Genomic DNA, 20216 nt, shown 5'->3' on the forward strand with positions numbered 1-20216 from the left:
GGTGTGCCGAAACGCCGCCCATGTAGCAAAGTGAGGAATCAATGTTTATCCAGAATGCGTGGTATGCAGCAGCACTTTCCGCGGAAGTCCAGCGGGAGCCCTTTGCCCGGACGATCCTGAACCAGAAGGTCGTCATGTATCGCACGTCGGCGAACCAGGTCGTCGCGCTCGAGGATCGATGCCCGCACCGGCAGGTTCCGTTGTCGCGTGGACGCATCGTCGGCGACGAAATCCAGTGCTGGTACCACGGCCTCCGGTACGACTGCTCCGGTGCATGCGTCAGCATTCCGAGCCAGAACACGATTCCGAAGGGGGCGCGCGTGCGGACGTTTCCCGCCGTCGAGAAATACGGCTTCATCTGGCTGTGGACCGGGGAGCCCGACAAGGCCGACGAGGCGGCGATTCCGAACCATTGGGTCTGTTCGGCGCCCGAGCTTGCCGGAACGATGAGCTATTGCACGATCGCCTGCAGCTACCTGTTCGGTATCGACAACATCCTCGACATTTCGCACGCGGCCTTCGTGCACGCGAAGACGCTCGGCTCGCTCGACATCGTCGAGACGCCGCCCGAAATCGTGGTCAACGATGACGAAGTCCGCGTGCGCCGTTACCTGCGCCGCGAGAAGACACCGCCGCTCTATACCCATATCCTGAAGCTCGACTACATCGACCGCTTCCAGGAGGTGCTTTACTGGCCCATCGGCAACACGCGGGTCGAGACACGAGCCCATGCCTGCGACGATGCCAGCGGTCAGGTGTTCCACGTCTATACGACGACGATCTTCACGCCTGCCACGGACACCACGACCCATGTGTTCGTGGGCATGCACCGCGATTTCGACGTCGACAACGCGCGGTTTACCGAGTTCACCGCGAAGGAAGTGTTCGCCACCGTGATGGAGGACAAGGACGTCGCGGAGAGCCTGCAGGCGAACTGGAACCCCACCGCGCCGATGATCGACATCCAGCTCGATCGCCCCGCGTTTGCCGCGCGGCGCATCTTGGACCGAATGGGCGCGAACGCATCCATTCGAGCGGCCGTATGACGAACGCGACGACGGCGCGCCTGGTGCGCGCAGCGGAACAAACGACGATGAATGAGCAAGGACGCGCGCTCTATGTGTGCGAGTTGCTGCACGAACTCGGAATGTCGGCGCAGGACGAGGTCAGCTTGCGTCATCCCATGATGTTTGGAGAAATCGTCGGTCGCGATCGAGTCGAGCGCCTCGCGGCAGCCGCCGAGAGCGTGTTTGCCGAGATCGAGCCGCAACACGCGTGGAGCGGTGCGGACATCGGCGGGCGTGAATGGCACGGTCGCTTCCAGGACCGCGTGATTCGCGGCGTGACGGTGGCGCGCAGGTCCGGCACGTGCATCCAGGTCGACATCTTCCTCGGCTCGTTTCCGGCGCCGGTCCGCCGGGCCCTGTATGACGCGAGCCGGGATCTCGTCGACGCCGATGCGTGGGTATTGCCCGCGGGGATCAGCACCGCATTGCCGCCGATACCCGACGACGAAGTGCTGGACGCCAAGTTGCCGTTCGGCATCACCGACGAGATGTTTTTGACCAGTCCGGTGGCTTGTAAGCCGATTCGCGGGCGTGCCGATGTCGAGCGTGTTTGCGGTCATTCGATCGCGGTCTACGGCGGGCGCGCGAGCGGGCCGCGTCTGTCGGCAGGCGCCACGACACTGAGCCTGTGGACAGGCGAGGTCGGCGGGCTGCCGCTGGAAGTGGCCAATGTCATCTGCTGGGAAGACGCCCGGAATGCCAAGGGCATGGCAATGGCGATGCGCCCCTGGCCGGTCGTTGCGCTGTTTCAAGCGCGGATGCAGGCGCGGACACTGTCGTTTCTCGACCCGTCTTATTTCGAATCGGACGCCGAATCCGAATCGCGCGACGGCGTGACGCCGCCCCAGTTTCGCGAGGTATAAGTCCATGAACGGACCCAGCGTGCCCGCTTCGCAGGCGCAGTCGAACTCGAATTCGAACTCGATTTCGCCGTGGCCGATTTTCTGTATCGCAAGCGTGGCGGTGTTCCTCGTTTCGATCGACGTCACCGTGCTCTACGCGGCATTTCCCGCGTTGCGACGGGCGTTTCCTGATGCGGATTCGGGCAGCCTGTCGTGGGTGCTGAACGCGTACACGCTGGTCTTCGCCGCGTTGCTCGTGCCGGCCGGCCGCCTGGCCGACCTGTGGGGGCGCAGGCGTACGTTCCTGCTCGGACTCGCAATGTTCCTGGGCGGATCGTTCGGCTGCGGGATCGCCGCGCGAGTCGAGATGCTCTGGGCGATGCGCGCCGTGCAGGGGGCGGGCGCGGCACTGTTGCTGCCGGCATCGCTGTCGATTCTGCTGGCGGCGTTCCCCGTCAGCAAACGGGCGATCGTCGTGAGCTTGTGGGGCGCGGTCAGCGGGGTGGCAGGTGCATTGGGGCCGAGCCTCGGCTCGTTCCTGGTCGATCGCTTCGGCTGGCCGTGGGCCTTCTTTCTCAATCTGCCGCTCGGTGCGATCGCGCTATGGCAAGGGTGGCGCCTGCTCGACGAGTCGCGTGATCCCGAGCGCGGCGCGCCGCTCGATCTGATGGGCGTCGTCCTGCTGATTCTCGGCGTCGGCTCGATCGCGTTCGGACTGGTGCAGTCAGAGGCGGTTGGCTGGACTTCGCCGAAGGTAACGCTGGCGATCGCGGGCGGGCTGGCGATGCTGGCAGCGTTCGTTGCATGGGCGCGCACGGCACGTGCGCCGGCGATCGATCTCTCGCTGTTCCAGGATCGGACCTACCGCTACATCAATCTGGCTTCGCTGTGCTTTGCGATCGGCTTCGCGATGATGTTTTTCCAGACGTTCCTGTTCACCACCGGAGTCTGGTCGTATTCGCTGACGCGTGCGGGACTGGCCGGCAGCCCGGGGCCGCTGCTCGTCGTTCCGACGGCGATCGTGTGCGGCCGGTTCGCGGCGCGCGCGGGGCACCGGCGTCTGCTGGTGACCGGGAGCCTGGTATCCACGGCGGCAAGCATATGGTTCGCGCTGGTGCCCGGCGTCACGCCCGACTATCTGCATGCATGGCTGCCGGGGGCGCTGCTGACCGGACTGGGGGTGGGCATGGTCATGCCTTCATTGTCGGCTGCCGCCGTTGCGCATCTGCCGCCGGCGAGGTTCGGCGTGGGCTCGGCCGTGAACCAGGCGATACGCCAGATGGGATCGGTGCTCGGCGTGGCGCTGACGGTCGCCATCACCGGCAATGCGATCGTGCGCCTCGCCGAATTCCGCACGCTCTGTTACCTGCAGATTGCGCTCGGCCTGGCCACCGCGATCCTGTGCGCACCGGTGGATACGCGACCTCGAGCACTTGCGTCCGCGGCGGCACATTGATGGCCACGTGTCGTTCGACACGGAGTCAGGCATGACGTTTTCAACAAAAACAAAACAAAACCGATAATCCGAGGGTCTCATGATGGCCGGTAGTATTCCCCCCTCCGCTCTGCTGGCGGAGCGCACGATCTCGTCTCTGCTCGATATCCTTCGAGAGCGTGCCGAGCACACACCCGAGCGAATCGCCTTCCATTTTCTTCGCGACGGCGAGGACGACGTCGTGAGCTGGTCATACGGCCAGTTCGCCGCGGCTGCGGTCCATGTACGCGACAGGGTGCTGCAGCACGCGTTGCACGAACGGCGCGTATTGCTGCTGCTGGAACCCGGCCTGGGTTACGTTGCAGCGCTGTTCGGCATCCTGCTGGCGGGTGCCACCGCGGTGCCTTCGTTTCCGCCGGCCGGCTCTCGCGCAGTGGCACGCTTCGCATCGATTTGCCGCGACGCTCATCCTGATGTGGTCATCGCCGGCAAGCATCACCGATCGCTGCAACAGGAACTCGACGGGCTCCACGACGGCCGGCGCGCCGCGCCTGCGTTGCTGACGTTCGACGAACATGCGTTCGACGATATCGACGCATCGGCGTATGACGTCCGCAGCGTGCTGGCGCAGCGTGTCGATCTGGATCGGCCGGCGCTGCTCCAGTACACGTCGGGATCGACGGGCGACCCCAAGGGCGTGGTCGTCACGCACGAGAATCTCGTCAGCAACTGCGCTGTGATCGCCGAACGGCTCGGCGCCGATCCGGACCGTGTCGGCTGCACGTGGCTGCCGCCGTATCACGACATGGGCCTGATGGGCGCACTGCTGCTCGCCGTGTTCAGCGGCTTTCCGCTCGTGATCCTGTCGCCGCAGCATTTCGTTCAGCGTCCGTATCGCTGGCTCAAGGCGATCACTGACTACCGCGTGACCACGAGCGTCGCACCGAATTTCGCGTTCGACCTGTGCGTCGACCACATCAACGACGAAGAAGCCGCCACGCTCGATCTCGGCTCGCTGCAGCACGTATTCTGCGGCGCGGAGCCGGTGAGCCATGCGACGCTCGAACGTTTCTTCGCGCGCTTCGGCCGGCATGGCTTCGAGCGCCGCGCCGTAGTGCCCTGCTACGGAATGGCCGAGGCGACGCTCTATGTATCCGGCAAGGTGGGCCGTTCGCCGATCACGCTGATCGACGTCGACAAGGAAGCGCTCGCTCGGGGCGTGTGCGAGCCGCACGACCCGGCATCCGATGTGCGCGGGCGCACCACGCTGGTCGGCTGCGGGCCGGTGGCAGTCGGCCATCGGCTGCTGATCGTCGATCCTGCGACGAAGCGCGTGCTGCCGGAAGGGACCATCGGAGAAATCTGGTTCAGTGGTCCGAACGTCGCAGCAGGCTATCTCGGCCGTGCGGACAGCGACGATGTCTTCGCGGCGGAGATCAGCGACGCAGACGGTGAGGACGATTCGATTCGTTACCTCCGCACGGGCGACCTCGGCTTTCTGAACCACGGCGAGCTGTTCGTGACGGGCCGGATCAAGGATGTGGTGATTGTCGCCGGTCGCAACCTCTATCCGACCGACATCGAGGGATCGGTGCAGTCTGCGCACGACGCGATTCGAACGAACGGCGTGGCGGCGTTTTCGATCGACGGCGGTCCCGGGGAGTCGCTCGTCATCGTTGCGGAACTCAAGCGCTCGCGCCGTCTGAGTCCGGAGCAAATGCGCGAGGTGCGAGCGGCGATCACGTTGGCGGTCACGCGCGATCACGGGGTTGCGCCGGCGGTGGTGCACCTTGGGCCGACGGGTGCGATTCCGCTGACGACTAGCGGCAAGGTGCGCCGGCAAGCGTGCAAGCAGGCGTTCCAGCAAGGCAGCTTGAGCACGCTCGAAGCCCGCGCGTAAGTCGTTCGCACACGCTTCGTTTTCGATTTCCATTGTCGCTGTCTTTCCTCGGAGCCAGTCATGGCTGAAGCAGATTCCTTGTCTTCGCGAACACCCGCGGCCGCCCGTGCGGCTGAAGCCGACACCGACTTGCGCGCACGCCGGCTCGCTTATCTGACCGTGGGCATCCCCGCGCTCGGATTCGCGCTTGCGATTGCATACACGTCGATGTACGGGGTGCGCACCACCGACTTCGTGCTGCTGGCGGTGATGTATTTCTCGACCGCGATCGGCGTCGAAACCGGCATGCACCGATATTTCTCGCACCGCTCGTTCAAGGGACGGCCGATCGTCACCGTGATGCTCGGCGTGCTCGGCAGCATGGCCGCCCAGGGGCCGATCCTGTTCTGGGCCGCCACGCATCGGATGCATCACGCGTTCACCGATCAGGACGGCGATCCTCATTCGCCGCGCCCGCGCGCGAACCGGCACGGCAAGCCGAGCCGGCTCGCGGGCCTCTGGCACGGCCACGTGGGCTGGCTGTTCACCGTGCGCCGCGAGAACTGGAGCGCGTATGCCGCGGATCTGCTGCGCGACCGCCTGGTCGTCAATCTCAATCTGCGTTACGGGTGGTGGGTGCTGCTCGGCCTCGCGATTCCCGCGCTGGCGGGCGCGTTGCTCGCGCCCGTCGGACAGGCGTTGCTCGGGGCCGTCGGCGGTTTCCTGTGGGGCGGGCTCGCACGAATCTTCCTGCTCGATCAGTCGACCTGGGCCGTCAATTCGCTGTGCCACACCATCGGCACCCGTCCGCACGCGACGCGCGACCACAGTCGCAATCTGGGTCTGCTGGCGATCGTTTCGGTGGGCGGCGCGTGGCACAACAACCATCACGCGCAGCCAGCCTTCGCCAACAACGATCACGCGTTCTGGCAACTCGATCCGTCCGCCTGGCTGATCCGCTTGCTCGACGCGCTGGGTCTCGTCACGGAGGTGCGCTATGCCCCGAAGCGCGGCGCGGCGGCTCCGTCAACTTCGCCGTAATCCTAATTAGCGTTTGGAGAATCTTATGAATTCGTCGATTCAGGTTGCACCCGGCGTGACTGCCGCCGGCGGGCTGTCGGCCGCCGACGGGCAGATCCCCGGTGTTTCGCCGCTAAAGGGCAGTGGGGCGCGCGTCAAACGCTATACCGCCCTGGCCGTGATGCTGGTGCCGCTTGCCGGCTTCGCGCTGGCGGTACGCCAGCTCGTGCTGGGTGACTTCGCCGTCACTGATCTGGTGCTGTTCGCGGTGTTCTATTTTCTGCACATGGGCGGAATCACGATGGGCTTCCATCGGTACCTTGCGCACAAGACGTTCCGGACCTCGAAGTGGTTCGAAGGACTGCTGCTGATCTGCGGGTCGATGGCTGCGCAAGGACCGATCATGTTCTGGGTGACGACGCACCGCCGTCATCACCTGTACAGCGACCAGCAAGGCGATCCGCATTCGCCGAACCTGGTCGGCAAGGGCCTGTTCGCGAAACTGCGCGGCCTCTGGTATGCGCATATGCCGTGGATGCTGGCCCCGGACGTATCGGGCTGGACGTTCTTCGCCCCCGATGTGTTGCGCGACCGCCGCCTGTTTTTCTATCACCGTACCTACGCGTGGTGGGTCGTGTTCGGCCTCGTGCTGCCCGCCGTGATCGGCGGCGCCATTGCCGGCTCCTGGCAGGGCGCGTGGAACGGCCTGCTGTTCGGCGGATTCGCGCGGATTTTCCTGGCCAATCAGGCCGCCTGGTGCGTGGGTTCCGTTTGCCACATGTTCGGCGGAAGGCCGTTCAAGACCGACGACAACAGCGCGAACAACTGGACGGTCGCCGTGCTCACGTTCGGCGAAGGTCTGCAGAACAACCACCACGCGTTCCCCGCGTCATACCGCCACTCGGTGAAGTGGTACGAGCCGGATCTCAGCGCGTGGGTGCTCTGGACGCTCGGCAAGCTGCGCGTCGTGTGGGATCTGCGCCAGCCGACCCCGGCGGCGATCCGCAAGCTCGCCAAGCAACCGTATTGAAGCAAGTTGCCGTCGTAGTTTCGTTCATTTCCCTCGTAAGGAAAGGTTATTCATCATGTCTCAAGCTGGAATCCTGGGCGGCCTGTTCGGCCGCAAGAAAGCGGTTGCTGCCGATGTCGGCCCGCTGACGGAAGCTTCGATCCGCAACTGGCTGGTCGATCGGCTCGCCAAGCAGCTGAAGGTGGACCGGGCTGCCATCGATCCCGCCAAACGCTTTGACGAGTACGGGCTCGATTCGATCGTTGCCGTGCAGGTGTCGGGCGATCTGGAAAAGGTCGTCGAGCAGCGGCTGTCCCCGGCGTTGCTGTTCGAACACAACAGCATCGACGACCTGGCGCGCCACCTGTCGACCGAGCTCGGTCTGCAAGCGGCGTAAGCGGGAGATCGACATGGCGAACACCTACACTGTTCCGAGCGCGCCGCCGGCGCGTTTCGACGAATTCCTGCAGAAGTCGAAGTCGCTCGAGGGCGTGCGGCTGACCGATGCGATTCCGAAATCGCTATACGAACCTCGCGCGTGGCGCGGCGTTCTCGGCTTCGTGGTGAGCTATGCGGCGTACATCGGCGCGATTGTCGGCATCGCGTACGCACCGCACTGGCTGTTCTACATTCCGCTGTGGCTGCTTGCAGGTATGGGCGGCTGGGGGCTGCATTGCATCGCGCACGATTGCGGGCATAACTCGTTTTCCCGCTCTCGATGGTTCAACCTGACAATCGGGCACTTGTCGCTTCTGCCGCTGCTGTATCCGTTTCACGCTTGGCGCCACACGCACAACCTGCACCACGCGAATACCAACAACCTTGAGCTCGACACCGACTGGCGGCCGATTCCGGCGCCGCTTTACGATCGCATGCCGCTTCTCAAGCGCCTCGAGTACGCCGGCACCCGAAAGTGGCTGTTCTGGGCAGGTACGGTGAGCTACTGGAAGGAGTCGGGCTTCCGTCCGGGTTTCTATCCGAAGCGCGAGATGCGGCGCGACGTGAAACGCTCGATCGCCTTCGTGCTGTTCGTGTCCGCGCTCTATTTCCCGGCGTTGATCTATTTCACCGGCATCACGGGCCTGTTCCTGTACTTCGTCGTTCCGTGGCTCATGATTCATGCGTGGTTCAGCGCCACGACGCTGATGCACCACACGTCGGACGAGATCCCGTTCCTGCCGTCGCAGCACTGGACGCCGAACGCCAGCCGTCTGCTGGTGACGACCGACTACCGGTATCCGAAGTGGCTACACTTCATGACGCACAACATCTCGGTGCATACGGCGCACCACGTTGCGCCGATCGTGCCGTTCTACAACCTGCCGAAGGCACAGGCGGCGCTCAAGGAAGCATTTCCGGGAATGATCCGCGAGAAAGACTTCTCGTTCGGCGATCTGTGGCACGTGATTCGTCACTGCCACTTCTACGACGTCGAGTCCGGTTACTACCGGACCCTGTCGCGGGAGGCCGTGCCCGTCGGCGCCCGTGCGGCGACGGAGGGGCGGTGATGGTGTCAGCGAACCATACCGATGTCTCGCCGATCACGCGGCGCAGGGCGAAGGCGCCATCGTTGCGGGTTCGGCTCGGCCGCCGCGCGTTCCGGGTGCTGAATACCTTCGCGCCGCACGCGGCGGGGCGGCGGGCGGCCGACGCGTTCGGCTTCACGCGCGGCTATGGGCTGCCTGTCAGCGATCGGGTGCCGCTTGGTGCGAAGGAGGCGTTCATCGACGGCAATCCGGACATCGACCGGGCCTATTGCTGGGAGGGCGGCGCGTCGCGGGTGCTGCTCGTGCACGGTTGGGGCACCGACAGCAGCAGCATGCTGGGCTTCGTGAAGCCGATGCAGACGCTGGGCTTCTCGGTGGCGGCATTCGACGCGCCGGCGCACGGCCGTTCACCGGGCAAGCATACGACGATGACCCAGTTCACCCGCGCGACGGGCGCCGTGCTGGACGCGATCGAAGGTGCGCAAGTGGTGATTGCGCATTCGCTCGGCTCGATCGCGGCAGTCTCGGCGCTGGCGGAGCGCTCGCGCCGCGCATCGTTGCGCTGCATCGTGCTGATCGCCCCGACGAGCGGGTTGACCGAGGTGCTGGAGCGCTGGGCCAGCCGCGACATGGCATTCCCGCGCCCGGTGGTCGAGCGCATCTATGCGGAGCTGCGGCTACGCAACGGTGTGCCGGTCAGCCACTGGGACATTCTCGCGCGCGGCGCATCGCTCGACGTCCCGGTACTGGTCGTGCACGACCCGGCTGATGCGGTGGTGCCGTACTGCGAGGCGCAGCGCGTCGTGGCCGGCCTGCAGGAGGCGACACTGTGGCCGGCGCCGGGCACGGGCCACGGGAGAATCCTGTCGGATGCGAGGGTACGCGAGCAGGTGCGCGAATTCGTGACGCGACAGACGTCGAATTTTGGAGAGTTGGCGAGATGAGCACGACAGCGGTGGAGATGCGCACATTGATGTGTCTGGTGTGCGGCTGGATTTACTCGGAACAACAGGGTGCGCCGGAAGAAGGCATTGCACCGGGCACGCGCTGGGAAGACATTCCGCCCAAATGGAAGTGTCCGGAGTGCGGCGTCGGCAAGGAGGATTTCGAAATGGTCTCGATCTGACGCGATGGAGGGGCGCGCGTCGTCCCCCCATCCTTGCGTCCGCAAGCATAAGAGAGGATTTTGCGAGCGTGCGTCGCATGCGAAGCAGGATCCTCTTCCCGCAAGCGGCTCGTGACGTTGCGGCGGCATCCGCGCCGCAAGCACCGGGCCTTGAATGGAGTGTTGAAATGGTTGCTCGACAAGTAGTGATCTGCAGTCCCGTAAGGACCCCTATTGGTGCGTTTGGCGGCACGTTGAAGGACGTTGCGGCGACGGCGCTGGGTGCAGTCGCGGTGCGCGAAGCGGTACATCGCAGCAAGGTCGATCCGGCCGAGCTGGCGTCGGTCGTGATGGGCAACGTCGTGCAGGCTGGAAACAAGATGAATCCCGCGCGTCAGGCAGCCGTCGCGGGAGGTATTCCCGTGACCGTGCCGGCGTTTACCGTGAATCGCGTGTGCGGCTCCGGTGCTCAGGCCATCGTGAACGCGGCCCAGGAAATCTGGCTCGGGTTCGGTGAGGTTGCGGTGGCGGGCGGAATGGAGAGCATGGACCGCGCCCCGTATCTGCTGGAAAGCGGCCGATGGGGCCATCGGATGGGGAATGCCGAGATCGTCGACAGCATGCTTGGGGATGGTCTCGTCGACGCGTTCTCCAACCGGCATTCCGGATGGCACACGGAAGATCTCGTTTCAACGATGGGAATAACGCGCGAGCAGCAGGACCGCTGGGCGGAACGGTCGCAAAGGCGCTTCGCGGACGCACAAGCACGGGGCGCGTTCGACGCCGAGCTGGTCGCGGTCGAAATCGAGGGGCGGAAACAGGCCGTCAGATTCGAGCGCGACGAGCAGCCGCGTCCGGATACGACGCTCGAGTCGCTTGCCAAATTGAAGCCCGCGTTTCGATCCGACGGCACCATCACCGCGGGCAATGCACCCGGATTGAACAGCGGTGCGGCGGCGATGATCGTGGCGGAGCGGCGATATGCCGAGACGCGTGGCATCGAGCCGATCGCCACGCTTGTTTCCTGCGGCGTGGGGGCGGTTGAGCCGGGCATGTTCGGGCTCGGGCCCGTGCCGGCGGTAAGGATGGCGCTCGCCCGTGCCGGCTGGTCGGTGAAGGACGTGGAGCGTTTCGAGATCAACGAGGCCTTTGCCGCCGTGCCGATCGCGGTCCTTCGAGAACTCGGCATAGCTGAAGAGTTGGTCAATGTCGACGGCGGAGCGATCGCGCACGGTCACGCGATAGGCGCGACCGGTGCTGTTTTGACGACCCGTCTCGCGCATTCGATGCGCCGTGACGGCATCAAGCGCGGCATGGTGACTTTGTGCATCGGCGGTGGGCAGGGCATCGCCCTCGCGCTGGAAGCCGTCTAACGGCATCTCGGTCCCGACAATGGACGACAACTTCGCGTCATCAGCAACCACGGAGAAGACATGGACCAGCGTTCAGCACTGGAAGACCTGAGTGCGCTTGCCGCGACCCGGCATACGACCACGCAGGCCGAGCTTGCGCGCAGGTGGTTGTCCCATTTCGGGGCCGACCGCGTGCAGGATCTCGATCTCGGCATACTGGAGGCGATTGCCTGCTATGTCCGGAAGGGAATATCGCCTCCGAATGAATAGCTCGCTATTTATTCCGGGCGCTCGTCGCGCACCAATTGATGACCAAACCGCAAGACCTAGTGCATAGATATCGTTTGCGGCGGCGTTAATGACTATCGACAATCGTGGCTCGAATTCCCGCCCTTGGCGCCAGAAGCGCCTTGGCGGGCGGCACCTGTCGGCCATCCCGGCCGCCTGCGCCATCCAGCTCACGACGACATGTACGCGTTCACGCCCTCATTCCAGAATCCCGCCGGTTCGCCGATCCGCGAGCTGTTCAAATACCTCTCCGAACCGGGGATGATTTCCTTCGCCGGCGGCTATCCGGCCAGCGACCTGTTCGACGTCGACGGCCTGAACACGGCCGCCGAACGCGCATACGCGCAGCCGGTGCGCTGCCTGCAATACGGCCCGACCGACGGCCTCGCCGAACTGAAGCAGCAGCTGATCGCACTGATGGCGCGCCGTAGCGTGACGTGCACGCCGGCTGAACTACTCGTCACGACCGGCTCGCAACAGGGCCTCGACCTGCTGCTGCGCGTGATGGTCGCGCCAGGCGACGTCGTGCTGACCGAACAACCGGCGTATCCAGCGACGCTGTCGGCCATGCGTCTGCAGCAGGCGCGGATCGTGACGATTCCCGTCGACGGCGCAGGCCTCGACGTCGATCGCCTCGCATCGCAACTCGCGTCCGGCACGATCGTGCAGCCGAAGCTGCTCTATACGGTGCCGACCTTCGCGAACCCGACCGGCGCGACGCTCACGCGCGAACGCCGGCTGAAGCTGCTGCGTCTCGCGGTGCAATACCGTTTCCTGATCGTCGAGGACGACCCCTACGGCGACCTGCGTTTCGCGGGCGAACCGGTGCCGTCGATGCTCGCGCTCGCGAGCGAAGTCGAAGGCGCACGCGACTGGATCGTGCACTTCGCGAGCCTGTCGAAAATCGTCGCGCCGGGGCTGCGGGTGGGCTGGACGATCGCGCCGGCCGAAATCGCACGCCGCTGCGTGATCGCGAAACAGACGGTCGACCTGTGCAGCACGCCGTGGACGCAAGCCACCGCCGCCGAATACCTCGCCGACGGTGCACTCGAGCGCCACCTGCCGCGCATCACGGCGGCCTACCAGCGCAAATGCGACGCGATGTGCGACGCACTGCGCGACGGCTTCGGCGATGCGATCGCGTTCCATCGCCCTGAAGGCGGGATGTTCGTGTGGGCGCGCATCGGCGCGGTATCGTCGGACGTGCTGCTGCAACAGGCGATCGCAAACAAGGTCGTGTTCGTACCGGGCAAGGCATTCTTCGCGGACAACGTCGACGCCGCATCGCTGCGCCTGTCGTTCGCCGCGCCCGACGTCGACGCGATCCGGGAAGGCGTCGCGCGCCTCGTGCGCGCGTATGGTGCGGCGCTGGCCGCGTGAGGAGACACACATGAACATCGTCATCGACAACACCGCATGGATGGATGAAGCGCCGGGCATGGCCGACATCCGTCCCGTCGAGCACAAGTCGTCGCAGATCGGCGCCGGGCCGCAATATGTCGCCGACGTGCTCGGCCGTTTCGGTGCCGAATCGACCGACGCGACTGAGGCGACCGACGCCGCATCGGTCGTCCTCGGCTACAACTGAACCGCGCGGCGGCGGGTGCGCAACGAAAATCCGTCGCCGAAACGGGTAAGCTGGCGCAATCGAATCACGCAGGCTGGCCGCGCCATCATGTCCGGAATCAACGCCGAATCGCTCACGCAAACCTACGACCGTCTGTGGTCCTGCCTCGAATCCGGTGTCGGCACGCAGCGCTCGCCGTTCACGATGCTGCAGGCCGCGACGCTCGGGCTCGACGGCGCGCCGAAGGTGCGCACGATCGTGTTGCGCCAGGTAAGCCGCGCCGATAGCCTGCTGTCGTTCCATACCGATGCACGTTCGGAGAAGGTGGCGGAGCTGCGCCGCGATCCGCGCATCGCAATCGTCGCGAACGATCTCGATTCGCTCGTGCAGATTCGCGCGGAAGGCGTTGCGTCGATTTGCGACGACGAAGCGCAACGTCGGGCGATCTGGCAATCGAGCCGCCCGCATACGCTGTTGCTGTATCGCGCTCCGTTGCGCCCAGGCACACCGATCGAGTCGCCTGAAGAAGCACACGTCACGGCGAGTCAAACCCAGGGCACAGCGCCCATCGACGACGGCTATCAGAACTTCTGCCTGCTCCACGTAAAAGTCACGCGCATCGATTGGCTCGAACTTGCCCGCAGCGGCCATCGCCGCGCGATCTTCGACGTGAACGACGATGGCTACGAAGGCCGCTGGATCGCCCCCTGACGGCGACGTCCGCCCGCCTGCTACAAACGCGTACAAACCAGACACATCGGGGATACATCAGACCTTTCAAATGGGCGACACCGCGTGACCTGCGCGCGCCCGATGAAAGCGAAGGCGCTCCGGCGCGCGGCATGTCCACTTTCCACTTCACGAAAGGAGATGCCGAACGATGTCTACCACACCGTTTTCCCCGATGCGTCGCCACCTGCTGGCCACTTCCGTGGCTGCCGGGGTATCCGCGATGCTGCCCACCGCGCTGCACGCGGCTACCGGCGACAGCGGCATACGTCCGTTTACCGCCCACATACCCGATGAAGCCCTGACCGATCTGCGCCGCCGCATCGCCGCGACGCGCTGGCCGGGCCGCGAGACGGTCGCCGACGAATCGCAGGGCGTGCGGCTCGCACGCATGCAGGCGCTGCTGCGCTACTGGGGCACCGACTACGACTGGCGCAAGGGCGAGGCGCGCCTGAACGGTTTCCCGATGTTCATCACCGAAATCGACGGGCTCGACATTCACTTCATCCACGTGCGCTCGCGCCACGCGAACGCGCTGCCGATGATCATGACGCACGGCTGGCCCGGCTCGGTCTTCGAGCTGCTGAAGGCGATCGGCCCGCTGACCGACCCGACCGCGCACGGTGCGAGTGCCGACGATGCGTTCCACGTCGTCGTGCCGTCGCTGCCGGGTTTCGGCTTCTCGGGCCGTCCGACGAAGACGGGTTGGGGCTCCGACCACATCGCGCGCGCGTGGGGCGAGCTGATGGCGCGCCTCGGCTATACGCGCTTCGTGTCGCAAGGCGGTGACTGCGGGTCGGTGATCTCGCACCGGATGGCGATGCAGCGCGTGCAGGGCCTGGCCGGGATTCACGTGAACATGCCGGCGACGGTGCCGCCGGACATCGCGACGCTGCTGCAGACCGACGCGCCGGCGCCGGCCTCGCTGTCGCCGAAGGAGAAGGCCGCGTACGAGAAGCTCGCGACGTTCTATCGCGACAACTGCGGATACTCGGCGATGATGGTCACGCGCCCGCAGACGGTCGGCTACGCGCTCGCCGATTCGCCGTCGGGGCAGGCCGCGTGGATGTACGACAAGATCTCGCAGTGGACCTACAGCGGCGGCGTGCCCGAGCGCTCGATCCCGCGCGACGAGATCCTCGACGATATTTCGTTGTACTGGCTGACGGACACCGCGACGTCTGCCGCGCAGATCTACTGGGAGGACCACTCGAACAACTTCAACGCGGTGGACATCTCGCTGCCGGCGGCGATCACGGTGTTCCCCGGCGAGATCTATCAGGCGCCGCGCAGCTGGGCCGAGCGCAGCTATCACAACCTGATCTACTTCAACGAAGTCGACAAGGGCGGGCATTTCGCGGCATGGGAGGAGCCGGAACTGTTTGCCCGCGAAGTGCGTGCGGGGTTCCGGCCGCTGCGGCGCGTGTGAGCCCGAAAGGATCGAATGATGCTTGACGAACCGGCGCGGGTGACGGCACGGGAACCTGCGCCGGCCGCAAACCAGCCGCAAACCAGCCGCGAACCGGCCGTTTCACGGACGATTTTGAATCGCCGTGTGTCGGACTCGAACACAGATACGTTGAGATACAAAGCATCCGGATGGTTCGGCTATAAAACCGGTGACGCGTTTCACGCGGCGGCGCGCAGCCCGGCGCCGCCGACGTGAACGGCGATACCGGAATCCCTTCCTTAGCGATCGACAATGGAGAACGAGTCATGCCTGATACCGTGAACACCCGCCGCCGCCTGATCCTGGGTACGACACTCGCGAGCCTGAGCCTAGCCGACCTCGGCTTCAGCGCGCTTGCGAATGCGCAGTCGGCGCCCGCTGCCTCGACGTCGAAGGGCGCGACCGCCGCCGCGTCGCTCGGCACGATCCACCAGATCGACGCGGGCGTGCTGAACGTCGGGTACGCGGATCTCGGCCCGAAGAACGGCCCCGTCGTATTTTTGCTGCACGGCTGGCCGTACGACATCTACAGCTACGCGGAAGTCGCGCCGCTGCTCACGGCGGCCGGCTATCGCGTGATCGTGCCGTACCTGCGCGGCTACGGATCGACGACGTTCCGCTCGGCCGACACGGTGCGCAACGGCCAGCAGGCGGTGACGGCCGTCGACATCGTCGCGCTGATGGATGCGCTGAAGATCGACCGCGCGGTGTTCGGCGGTTACGACTGGGGCGCGCGCACGGCGGACGTCATCGCGGCGCTGTGGCCGCAACGCGTGAAGGCGCTGGTGTCCGTCAGCGGCTACCTGATCGGCAGCCAGGCGGCGAACGCCAAGCCGCTGCCGCCGCAGGCCGAATTGCAGTGGTGGTATCAGTTCTACTTCACGACGGAGCGCGGCGCGCTCGGCTACGCGGAGAATCGCGATGCGTTCAACAAGCTGATCTGGCAGCTTGCTTCGCCGAAGTGGCAGTTCTCCGACGAAACATTCGCGCGCACTGCCGCGTCGTTCCAGAACCCCGACCACGTGGCCGTCGTGATCCACAACTATCGCTGGCGCCTCGGGCTCGCGAAGGGCGAAGCGCAATACGACGACATCGAGCGGCGGCTCGCGGCCGGCCCGGCGATCACCGTGCCGACCATTACGATGGAAGGCGACGCGAACGGCGCGCCGCATCCGCAACCGGCTGCATATGCAAAGAAGTTCACGGGCAAGTACCAGCACCGGACGATCACCGGCGGCATCGGTCACAACCTGCCGCAGGAAGCCCCGCAGGCGTTCGCCGATGCGATCCTGCAAGTGGAGCATCTGTGATGCGGGCACGTACTGCTGGCGCCGTGCATCGCGGCGCACGACGTGCGCTCGTCGCGGGCGTGCTGCTGGCCGGCGCGCTGGCGGCGAACGGGCCGGCCGCGTTGGCGGAGCAGCCGAAACCGGCCGCGTCGCCGATCTACGGCGTGACGATCCCGCCCGGCTACCGCAAGTGGGAAATGGTCGCGCCGGCCGAGGAGGCGGCGCCGCTCGATGAATTGCGCGTGGTGCTCGGCAACCCCGTCGCGATCCGCGCGCTCGAACAATCGACGCTGCCGTTTCCGGACGGCACGATCCTCGTGAAGCTCGCGTACAAGCGCAAGCAGTCCGACGAGTTCGCGCCGGCGACGGTGCCCGGGCAGGCGACGACCGTGCAGGTGATGGTGAAGGATTCGCGTCGCTATGCGTCGACGGGCGGCTGGGGCTTCGGGCGCTTCATCAATGGCGTGCCGGCCGATATCGGGCAGCACCAGACATGCTTCGCGTGTCACGAGGCGCGCGTGAAGAATCACGACTACGTGTTCACGCGGCTGGCGCCTTGATTTGATGGATGAGGCAGGGTCGACGAACCAGGGCGTGCCGCGCGAGGCGCGCCTTTTTTCATGGTGGGGAATGCGCGGCGAGCGGTGCGTTACGTGGCGGGTGTGTATCGCACTGTATCCGCAACCGTTGCGGAAACATCGGCTTGCATAACCTCCGGTTTCGGAAACATGCCGGATACGTGAGCGGGGTTCTACTGTCGACATGCAGCAAACGTTCGGTGCCACAAGGTTCGCATCGGATGACGACCGATCGATACCCCAACTTCCGCCAAGGAGAAATGTCATGAAAGCCGCTCGAATCCTCGCAGTTGCCGTACTCGCCGCAATCCCCGCGTTGTCGTTCGCCGATACCGGCCACGGTCTCACGCGTGCCGACGTGCGCGCCGACCTCATCCGGCTCGAGAAGGCCGGCTACAACCCGGGCGGCAGCGAAGCGCATTACCCGGACGACGTCGCCGCCGCAGAAAACGCCATTGCCGCCGCGCAGCAGCTTGCGCGCTCGGACCAGAACGGCCCGTCGAAGTCGCAGGGCGACAACGTGGCCGCCACGTCTGCGCCGGCCGCGCGCTACGTCACGGCCGATACGCACGCTGCAGCGCACGCCCGCCAGGCACGCTCGGATGCCGACGACCTGTACGCACATTCGTGATCGACAGCCGCGCGCGGCGCACGCCGGCGCGGCCGCTTCACAAGCACCTCACATGAACGACACGACAGCAAGGAGCATGACGATGGCCGGTTTGACGAAACGGTTTCTGGTGTCCGCGGCGGTACTCGGCGGACTGTTCGGTGCGGTCGCGGCACAGGCCGCGCCGAAGGAAGACCTGAAGGGCACGAACGTCGTGCTCGTGCACGGCGCATTCGCCGACGGGTCGAGCTGGAATCGCGTGATTCCGCTGCTCGAAGCGCGCGGCCTGCACGTGGTCGCGGTGCAGAACCCGCTGAGCTCGCTCGCCGACGACACGGCCGCGACGAAGCGTGCAATCGACGAGCAGAAGGGGCCGGTCGTGCTGGTCGGCCATTCGTGGGCCGGCGTCGTGATCAGCGACGCGGGCAACGACGACAAGGTGAAGTCGCTCGTCTACGTCGCCGCGTTCGCGCCCGACAACGGCCAGTCGATCGCCGACGTCACGCAAGGGCTGCCGGCACCGGCTTGGGCAGGCGAGCTGCGCAAGGACGCAGGCGGCTTCACGACGCTGTCGGACAAGGCGATCGCGCAGGATTTCGCGCCGGACCTGCCGCCCGTGCAGCAGCGCATCGTCGCGGCGACGCAAGGGCCGTGGTACGGTGGCTGCATTTCGGAGAAGGTGACGCAGGCCGCGTGGCATGCGAAGCCGTCGTCGTTCGTCGTCGCGACGCAGGACAAGATGATCGATCCGAAGCTGCAGGACGCGATGGCGAAGCGGATCGGCGCGACGGTCACGCACGTGAACGGCAGCCACGTCGCGATGCTGAGCCAGCCGAAGGCGGTGGCCGATGCGATCATCGCGGCCGCGGAACGTGCGAAGCAGGATGCGCAGTGAGTGAATGCGGCGCGACGCCGTGGGTGATTGTGATGTCCTTTCACGAGGGGAAGTCATGACGCAGCAACTCTGGCAACTGTCGGCGACCGAAATCGCGAAGCGGGTGCGGCAACGCGAAGTATCCGCGCGGGAAGTGGCGGATGCCGCGCTCGCCCGCCTCGACGCGGTGAACCCGGCGATCAACGCGGTGGTCGAGCATCGCCCCGATGACGTGCGGCGGCAGGCCGACGAAGTCGATCGCGCGATCGCGCGCGGCGACGATCCCGGCCCGCTTGCCGGGGTGCCGGTGACCGTCAAGATCAACGTCGATGTCGCGGAATTCGCGACGACCAACGGCACGCGGCTGCAGGCGCACCTGATCGCGAACGCCGACAGTCCGTCGGTCTCGAACCTGCGAAAGGCCGGTGCGGTCCTGCTCGGCCGCACCAATTCGCCGACCTTCGCGCTGCGCTGGTTCACGTCGAATCTCGTGCACGGCCATACGTACAATCCGCGCAATCGGTCGCTGACGCCAGGCGGATCGAGCGGCGGCGCGGCGGCCGCGGTAGCCGCCGGGATCGGCGCGATCGCGGTCGGCACCGACATCGGCGGTTCGGTGCGCTATCCGGCCTATGCGTGCGGCGTACATGGCATCCGCCCGTCTCTTGGACGCGTGCCGGCGTTCAATGCATCGTCGCCCGAGCGTGCGATCGGTGCGCAACTGATGTCGACGACGGGGCCGATCGCGCGCACGATCGACGATCTCGCGCTCGCGCTGCGCGCATTCGCCAAGCCGGATCCGCGCGACCCGTGGTACGTGCCTGTGCCGCTCGAAGGTCGTGACGTGCCGAAGCGCGCGGCATTGTGCGTGCGTCCGGGCGGCCTGCAGGTCGTGCCCGAAGTCGAGGCTGCGTTGCGCGATGCCGCGCGCCGGCTCGTCGACGCGGGCTGGCTCGTCGACGAGATCGACGACACGCCGCCGATGCGCGAGGCCGCGCTGTTACAGGAGCAGCTCTGGCTTGGCGACGGATTCGATGCGTTGGCGAACGCGGTCGCCAGCGACGGCGATCCGGGCGCGGCCGCGGTGATCGCCGCCGTGCGCGGCAAGGTGCGCGATCTGCCGGCCGACGTGATCAGCCGCGCGCTCGTGCGGCGCACGACACTGACGCGGCAGTGGCGGCTGTTCCTCGACGACTATGCGGTGCTGTTGCTGCCCGTGTCGTCGGAACTGCCGTTCCCCGACGATATCGATCGGCAAGGGCCGGAAGGGTTCGAGCGCGTATGGGAAGCGCAGCTCACGCTGCGTGCACTGCCGGCGATGGGATTGCCGGGGCTCGCGGTGACGACGGGGCTCGTCGGTAACGTGCCGGTTGGCGTGCAGGTGGTCGCCGCACATCATCGCGAGGATCTGTGTCTGCTCGCCGGGCGCGATATCGAGGCGCGCGGTGCGCCGATTGCGGCGGTCGATCCCGAAGTTTGACGTGACGACGGGCACGGTGCGTCGACGATGCACCGCGCCCGCCGATTGTCGTGCTTCGACTCATCGTTCCATCGCAGCGCGCCATTCCGCCCGCCGCGCGTTTCCATTTCGGATTCCCTGACAACGTGCAGCGCCGCGTGTACTGCACCGCACGT

The 20216-nt window shown here is 65.9% G+C and carries 22 protein-coding genes; all 22 read left to right on the plus strand.

All coding sequences use genetic code 11. From position 1 onward, the window contains the following. The first annotated feature begins 41 nt into the window (after positions 1-41). On the plus strand, positions 42-1046 hold the full coding sequence (locus tag C7H84_RS07315; protein WP_121858169.1) for an aromatic ring-hydroxylating dioxygenase subunit alpha: 1005 nt from the start codon (positions 42-44) through the stop codon (positions 1044-1046). Next, positions 1043-1930 carry a hypothetical protein gene (locus C7H84_RS07320; RefSeq protein ID WP_121858170.1) on the plus strand — a complete coding sequence of 296 codons (888 nt, stop codon included), beginning with the start codon at positions 1043-1045 and terminating at the stop codon, positions 1928-1930. The genes C7H84_RS07315 and C7H84_RS07320 overlap by 4 nt, the downstream gene beginning before the upstream one ends. Positions 1931-1934: 4 nt before the next feature. Next, the gene (locus C7H84_RS07325; protein WP_121858171.1) at positions 1935-3365 is read left to right on the plus strand and encodes an MFS transporter; all 1431 of its coding nucleotides are present in this window, start codon (positions 1935-1937) and stop codon (positions 3363-3365) included. Between the two features lie 79 nt (positions 3366-3444). After that, positions 3445-5244 carry a fatty acyl-AMP ligase gene (locus C7H84_RS07330; protein WP_240461997.1) on the plus strand — a complete coding sequence of 600 codons (1800 nt, stop codon included), beginning with the start codon at positions 3445-3447 and terminating at the stop codon, positions 5242-5244. A 78-nt stretch (positions 5245-5322) separates the two neighbouring features. Beyond that, a complete protein-coding gene (locus tag C7H84_RS07335; RefSeq protein ID WP_240461998.1) occupies positions 5323-6264 on the plus strand; it encodes an acyl-CoA desaturase in 942 nt (313 codons plus the stop codon). Between the two features lie 25 nt (positions 6265-6289). Beyond that, a complete protein-coding gene (locus C7H84_RS07340; RefSeq protein WP_121858173.1) occupies positions 6290-7273 on the plus strand; it encodes an acyl-CoA desaturase in 984 nt (327 codons plus the stop codon). A 55-nt stretch (positions 7274-7328) separates the two neighbouring features. Then, the gene (locus C7H84_RS07345) at positions 7329-7649 is read left to right on the plus strand and encodes an acyl carrier protein (RefSeq protein ID WP_121858174.1); all 321 of its coding nucleotides are present in this window, start codon (positions 7329-7331) and stop codon (positions 7647-7649) included. Between the two features lie 13 nt (positions 7650-7662). Continuing rightward, entirely contained in the window at positions 7663-8760 is a 1098-nt protein-coding gene (locus tag C7H84_RS07350) for a fatty acid desaturase (RefSeq protein ID WP_121858175.1), read from the plus strand. Then, positions 8760-9683, plus strand: coding sequence for an alpha/beta fold hydrolase (locus tag C7H84_RS07355; protein ID WP_121858176.1), 924 nt, complete (start codon positions 8760-8762; stop codon positions 9681-9683). Before C7H84_RS07350 ends, C7H84_RS07355 begins: the two co-directional genes overlap by 1 nt. Then, positions 9680-9865 (plus strand): rubredoxin, encoded by a 186-nt coding sequence (locus C7H84_RS07360; protein WP_121858177.1) that lies wholly within the window; start codon positions 9680-9682, stop codon positions 9863-9865. The genes C7H84_RS07355 and C7H84_RS07360 overlap by 4 nt, the downstream gene beginning before the upstream one ends. 167 nt (positions 9866-10032) lie before the next feature. After that, complete coding sequence (locus C7H84_RS07365) at positions 10033-11217, plus strand: thiolase family protein (RefSeq protein ID WP_121858178.1); 1185 nt, start codon at positions 10033-10035, stop codon at positions 11215-11217. Between the two features lie 60 nt (positions 11218-11277). After that, positions 11278-11466, plus strand: a complete 189-nt coding sequence (locus C7H84_RS07370) for a hypothetical protein (RefSeq protein WP_121858179.1) — start codon at positions 11278-11280, stop codon at positions 11464-11466. Positions 11467-11664: 198 nt separating this feature from the next. After that, complete coding sequence (locus C7H84_RS07375; protein ID WP_121858180.1) at positions 11665-12864, plus strand: PLP-dependent aminotransferase family protein; 1200 nt, start codon at positions 11665-11667, stop codon at positions 12862-12864. 10 nt (positions 12865-12874) lie between these two features. Further along, on the plus strand, positions 12875-13072 hold the full coding sequence (locus C7H84_RS07380; protein WP_121858181.1) for a hypothetical protein: 198 nt from the start codon (positions 12875-12877) through the stop codon (positions 13070-13072). Positions 13073-13159: 87 nt separating this feature from the next. Continuing rightward, positions 13160-13762, plus strand: a complete 603-nt coding sequence (locus tag C7H84_RS07385; protein ID WP_121858182.1) for a pyridoxamine 5'-phosphate oxidase family protein — start codon at positions 13160-13162, stop codon at positions 13760-13762. A gap of 169 nt (positions 13763-13931) precedes the next feature. Continuing rightward, the gene (locus C7H84_RS07390) at positions 13932-15209 is read left to right on the plus strand and encodes an epoxide hydrolase (protein ID WP_121858183.1); all 1278 of its coding nucleotides are present in this window, start codon (positions 13932-13934) and stop codon (positions 15207-15209) included. Between the two features lie 15 nt (positions 15210-15224). Beyond that, positions 15225-15446 (plus strand): hypothetical protein, encoded by a 222-nt coding sequence (locus C7H84_RS36275; RefSeq protein ID WP_162999230.1) that lies wholly within the window; start codon positions 15225-15227, stop codon positions 15444-15446. Between the two features lie 50 nt (positions 15447-15496). Beyond that, complete coding sequence (locus tag C7H84_RS07395) at positions 15497-16540, plus strand: alpha/beta hydrolase (protein WP_121858184.1); 1044 nt, start codon at positions 15497-15499, stop codon at positions 16538-16540. After that, a complete protein-coding gene (locus tag C7H84_RS07400) occupies positions 16540-17079 on the plus strand; it encodes a cytochrome P460 family protein (protein ID WP_121858185.1) in 540 nt (179 codons plus the stop codon). Before C7H84_RS07395 ends, C7H84_RS07400 begins: the two co-directional genes overlap by 1 nt. A 283-nt stretch (positions 17080-17362) precedes the next feature. Then, on the plus strand, positions 17363-17728 hold the full coding sequence (locus tag C7H84_RS07405; RefSeq protein WP_121858186.1) for a DUF4148 domain-containing protein: 366 nt from the start codon (positions 17363-17365) through the stop codon (positions 17726-17728). Positions 17729-17810: 82 nt separating this feature from the next. After that, positions 17811-18602, plus strand: coding sequence for an alpha/beta hydrolase (locus C7H84_RS07410; RefSeq protein ID WP_121858187.1), 792 nt, complete (start codon positions 17811-17813; stop codon positions 18600-18602). A 55-nt stretch (positions 18603-18657) separates the two neighbouring features. Next, the gene (locus tag C7H84_RS07415) at positions 18658-20061 is read left to right on the plus strand and encodes an amidase family protein (RefSeq protein WP_121858188.1); all 1404 of its coding nucleotides are present in this window, start codon (positions 18658-18660) and stop codon (positions 20059-20061) included. Positions 20062-20216: the final 155 nt, after the last annotated feature.

Source organism: Burkholderia sp. Nafp2/4-1b (genome assembly GCF_003635165.1).
Lineage (GTDB): Bacteria > Pseudomonadota > Gammaproteobacteria > Burkholderiales > Burkholderiaceae > Burkholderia.

Bases quoted from the DNA above. Each gene is read 5' to 3' on its own strand.
- C7H84_RS07325 (WP_121858171.1), top strand. From the start codon at position 1,935: ATGAACGGACCCAGCGTGCCCGCTTCGCAGGCGCAGTCGAACTCGAAT.
- C7H84_RS07380 (WP_121858181.1), top strand. From the start codon at position 12,875: ATGAACATCGTCATCGACAACACCGCATGGATGGATGAAGCGCCGGGC.
- C7H84_RS07410 (WP_121858187.1), top strand. From the start codon at position 17,811: ATGGCCGGTTTGACGAAACGGTTTCTGGTGTCCGCGGCGGTACTCGGC.
- C7H84_RS07350 (WP_121858175.1), top strand. From the start codon at position 7,663: ATGGCGAACACCTACACTGTTCCGAGCGCGCCGCCGGCGCGTTTCGAC.
- C7H84_RS07365 (WP_121858178.1), top strand. From the start codon at position 10,033: ATGGTTGCTCGACAAGTAGTGATCTGCAGTCCCGTAAGGACCCCTATT.
- C7H84_RS07375 (WP_121858180.1), top strand. From the start codon at position 11,665: ATGTACGCGTTCACGCCCTCATTCCAGAATCCCGCCGGTTCGCCGATC.
- C7H84_RS07370 (WP_121858179.1), top strand. From the start codon at position 11,278: ATGGACCAGCGTTCAGCACTGGAAGACCTGAGTGCGCTTGCCGCGACC.
- C7H84_RS07345 (WP_121858174.1), top strand. From the start codon at position 7,329: ATGTCTCAAGCTGGAATCCTGGGCGGCCTGTTCGGCCGCAAGAAAGCG.
- C7H84_RS07415 (WP_121858188.1), top strand. From the start codon at position 18,658: ATGACGCAGCAACTCTGGCAACTGTCGGCGACCGAAATCGCGAAGCGG.
- C7H84_RS36275 (WP_162999230.1), top strand. From the start codon at position 15,225: ATGATGCTTGACGAACCGGCGCGGGTGACGGCACGGGAACCTGCGCCG.
- C7H84_RS07360 (WP_121858177.1), top strand. From the start codon at position 9,680: ATGAGCACGACAGCGGTGGAGATGCGCACATTGATGTGTCTGGTGTGC.
- C7H84_RS07320 (WP_121858170.1), top strand. From the start codon at position 1,043: ATGACGAACGCGACGACGGCGCGCCTGGTGCGCGCAGCGGAACAAACG.
- C7H84_RS07400 (WP_121858185.1), top strand. From the start codon at position 16,540: ATGCGGGCACGTACTGCTGGCGCCGTGCATCGCGGCGCACGACGTGCG.
- C7H84_RS07405 (WP_121858186.1), top strand. From the start codon at position 17,363: ATGAAAGCCGCTCGAATCCTCGCAGTTGCCGTACTCGCCGCAATCCCC.
- C7H84_RS07340 (WP_121858173.1), top strand. From the start codon at position 6,290: ATGAATTCGTCGATTCAGGTTGCACCCGGCGTGACTGCCGCCGGCGGG.
- C7H84_RS07355 (WP_121858176.1), top strand. From the start codon at position 8,760: ATGGTGTCAGCGAACCATACCGATGTCTCGCCGATCACGCGGCGCAGG.
- C7H84_RS07315 (WP_121858169.1), top strand. From the start codon at position 42: ATGTTTATCCAGAATGCGTGGTATGCAGCAGCACTTTCCGCGGAAGTC.
- C7H84_RS07330 (WP_240461997.1), top strand. From the start codon at position 3,445: ATGATGGCCGGTAGTATTCCCCCCTCCGCTCTGCTGGCGGAGCGCACG.
- C7H84_RS07390 (WP_121858183.1), top strand. From the start codon at position 13,932: ATGTCTACCACACCGTTTTCCCCGATGCGTCGCCACCTGCTGGCCACT.
- C7H84_RS07385 (WP_121858182.1), top strand. From the start codon at position 13,160: ATGTCCGGAATCAACGCCGAATCGCTCACGCAAACCTACGACCGTCTG.
- C7H84_RS07395 (WP_121858184.1), top strand. From the start codon at position 15,497: ATGCCTGATACCGTGAACACCCGCCGCCGCCTGATCCTGGGTACGACA.